Genomic DNA, 3,525 nt, shown 5'->3' with positions numbered 1-3,525 from the left:
AGAGAAGCATCAACTTTACAGCCATTAGGGGTTTATGCTTAAGTTGACGCCTAGGCATTCTGCAGGCGGGAATCCAGTGCACACGTTGCGCAGCGTGCCTGGATCCCGCCTGAGCGAGAATGACGAAGGCTAAAATTGAAATGACTGTGACTTGTGAGGAATGATACGGCCCTTCTTAACCCTTTTAACTCGCTGACTTTATTCCTCTTCGGGCAAATTTGAGCTCGCCGCCATCTGTACTCTGGTGAACCCCATCGATTTGTATTAGAATAAAACAAATTGTTATTAAGGGTATATCGATGCACGAAGGTCACGTTGAAGTTTTAGCCCTCTCAGATACGAAGTCTTGTTTACAACAATTACGTGACAATCCTCAATGGCAAAGTGAATTTGAACCCAACAGCTGATTTTTATTCAGTGTTTATCTGTTCTGTTAGAAACCAGCTTTGACGTTATTATCGCCTCTCGGACAGGCTTTGTTAAAATTTACCAAGGTAACCTTGCGAATTCACTGAGCGTCACTAGTGCGGGCGTTAATACAATTCCTGTTATCGGTGCATTACTTCAATTGATTCCAAAAACAATGGGGCACCTTTGGGAGTGAGAGAAAAAAGAAGGCAGTGAAAAATTAGTAAATTATCTCATCACTGCCGATTTTAAAAATGAAATGCGCTTGGTTTGTAATGTGTTGGCTATCGGATTGTCAAGAGTTTTGAACAACAGTTGTAACAGCTTATTTTAGAAGGCGCTTTAATCCTGTCGGAAGTTTGCGCTAGACAGGTATTTCAATAATTGTTTAAACGAAAAAATCAAGAAAGACTAGTTATTTCGAATAACGGAAACGATATTACCGCTAGTCTTTTTATACGCGCACTTTACAGTTGCCTGAATCGCGCTTAAAGAAAATACATCTACCGACATAGGATGAAAGGCTTTATTTTACGAGCGATGGGTTATTGGCTAAGACTGGCTTGTCTTATAAAGACAGCAATGATTCTTTTCATTTTTTACTAATAAACGTACGCGTACATTAAAATATGGTTGCCGCAATCTCGACGAAAGCGATTTTGAATTTATTTTGCATCGCTATCCAGAGCTCGGCTTTGAAAAAGCGGATCCTATAAAATGGGGCTGAAATATGAAGAGAAAAATTACAGCGTCAGCTGGGAGAAAGATATTGCCCATTATGGTTATACATCCTCTCTTTCAGAAGAAGAAGTTTTATTTTTAAAGAATCCACCATTTCCACTGCGTCAAGCATTAGAAACAGAAACATCGCGAAACAAAGCTTATCGTCGATTAGCAGAACTAACTCACGTTAAGTCCTCATTTGGCGAATTAACGTTAACGGATGTTGAAGTGCAATTATTACAGCAATTAATTAACGAATACAACGAAATCGTTGAGAAGTGCATTAGTCATCAAGAAAATATACGTTTTTTATTTACGCAAGAAGATCTAAAAAATGCGATCCATGTTGAAGCTTATCAACCGCTGTCAGGTTTACCTATTTGCTATAGCGTATAGCTGAGCTTATACAACAAATTCCAGAACAGACAGGTTCCAATCATGAGGAAATTTCAGCGAGGCTGTTGAGCGCTAGACTTTACGTCAGAGTATTGAAAAAATAATGACACACAGCTTTTTTTCTAGGCCAAAAACAGGCTTTCATTTTAGCGTTAAACCGCAGCGTGATTTTCAGGTGATTAAAGTGATATTCCAGCATATCCAAGAAGTTGAAAAAATAACCCACATTTAGTGGAATACTCTTGCCAAAAATCATTATAAAACTAATTTAGGCACTGATATACAGGCCACTAGTATCCGTTTACGAACCCTGCGTTCTCATACGATTCGTGATGAAATTGAAATTTATAAAGAAATGGAGGGTAAAATCTTTAGTGTTATCGCAGCCAGCAATCACAGTGTTCCTAATTTATTATTATCTTTACCGCATACTGTGATGAGATGAGGATAAGTCGGAAATTGTTTCCAACGCCTATTGCTAAGGCATTAGCCCTTGATTTAAACCAATCATCCAATGTCGATTATTGCCTTGAAAATCTTGTGGATGATAGCAACCATCGTCAAATTCAAGAGTATTGGGCACAAGCATTAATTAACCGCATAAAAAAAGATCCCAAAAAAAATGCTCGTGCCTTACGAAAGGCTTATGAAAATAATCATACTCTCGTTGGACGACATTATGAAAACAGTTAGTATCTCATTTTCCTTCTTCACTACAAGCTTATTTAGTTTGAACTGCTGCGTCTAAGCTTCGTTTATAGAAACATGATGAGATTAGGGCCCTAAAAACTAGCGGAGAAAGATTCCTTTGACTATACTCAACTTAAAAAAGGATCTGCCAATGGTTCGTTTAGGTGTGAATATCGATCATATCGCCACCTTGCGCCAAGCACGGGGAGTGGATTATCCTGATCCTGTGGAAGCGGCTATGATTGCTATAGAAGCGGGTGCTGATGGAATTACGTTGCATTTGCGAGAAGATCGCCGCCATATTCAAGGTAACGACGTCCGTAATTTAAAGCGCAAATTAACAGTGCCAATGAATTTGGAAATGGCAACTGCCGAAGATATTATCCAATTTGCCGAGGAAATTAAACCTGAGCGTTGTTGCCTCGTGCCTGAAAAACGCGAAGAGCTGACAACCGAGGGCGGCTTAGACGTTACTGGTCAGCAAAATACTTTAAAAAAAGTTTGTGCGCGCCTGGCGAAAGTCGGTATAGAGGTTTCTTTATTTATCGACCCTGAAGAAAAACAAATTGATGCAGCAAAAGCCGCAGGCGCTCCTGTTATCGAAATCCACACCGGCCATTATGCCACCGTCAAAACCGATCATGAGCACAACCAACAATTAAAACAGATTACCACCGCCGCTGCCTACGCCGATAGCCTCAGTCTCACCGTAAACGCCGGCCACGGCCTAACCATCCACAACGTCCAACCAATCGCCGCGATCCCCGTCATTAACGAACTCAATATCGGCCATAGCATTATTTCTCGCGGGGTACTGGTTGGGCTAGCGGAAGCAGTGAAAGAAATGAAAACGCTGATTGCTGGAGCGCAATAAATAACCAAATAGATTAGATTAGTGGGGTGAGTCTAACGGCGAGCTGGTAGGAGCGCTATCGAGGCCCATTGAGCTGGTGGAGTTTTGTCCCTCTGGAGTTGTCCCTCTGCAGCAGGGTTATTATTGTCTGTCTATCTCATTTCTAAAGAAGCCGACTAAAGTCCTCCCTTCTTGTTGTAAGTTTCTCGTTAAGGAAGAAGGTATCTTAACAATTAAAATCAAGGGATTGGATACTTGCGAGAGTTGGTCTATTGAAGAAAGGCGTAGTACAAAAAATGAAAATGTAAATAACGTGGTTATCTTACCAAAGGTAACTTAAAATAAAGTTAAACAACTTCCCTTTTGTTGGTATTGACTCTGTACACGAAGGAAAGCGATGAATTTATCTTCTGAGCAGGCGGAATTAATGGAAAGGTTTGTTTTAATTGAAGCAA

Annotated in this window: 1 protein-coding gene and 1 pseudogene; both read left to right on the top strand. The window is 40.4% G+C overall.

Annotation, left to right across the window (positions count from 1 at the left end):
* The first annotated feature begins 257 nt into the window (after positions 1 to 257).
* Positions 258 to 2,261: pseudogene (locus OWO34_RS06760) on the top strand (CBUD_0487 family Dot/Icm T4SS effector).
* 74 nt (positions 2,262 to 2,335) lie between these two features.
* Positions 2,336 to 3,091 carry a pyridoxine 5'-phosphate synthase gene (gene pdxJ, locus OWO34_RS06755; RefSeq protein ID WP_267256992.1) on the top strand — a complete coding sequence of 252 codons (756 nt, stop codon included), beginning with the start codon at positions 2,336 to 2,338 and terminating at the stop codon, positions 3,089 to 3,091.
* Positions 3,092 to 3,525 lie beyond the last annotated feature (434 nt).

The sequence above is a fragment of the Coxiella endosymbiont of Ornithodoros maritimus genome (assembly GCF_907164965.1).
In the GTDB taxonomy this organism is placed as follows: domain Bacteria; phylum Pseudomonadota; class Gammaproteobacteria; order Coxiellales; family Coxiellaceae; genus Coxiella.
Note: the sequence above shows the minus strand (reverse complement) of the source record. Positions and strands in the feature narration are given on the sequence as shown.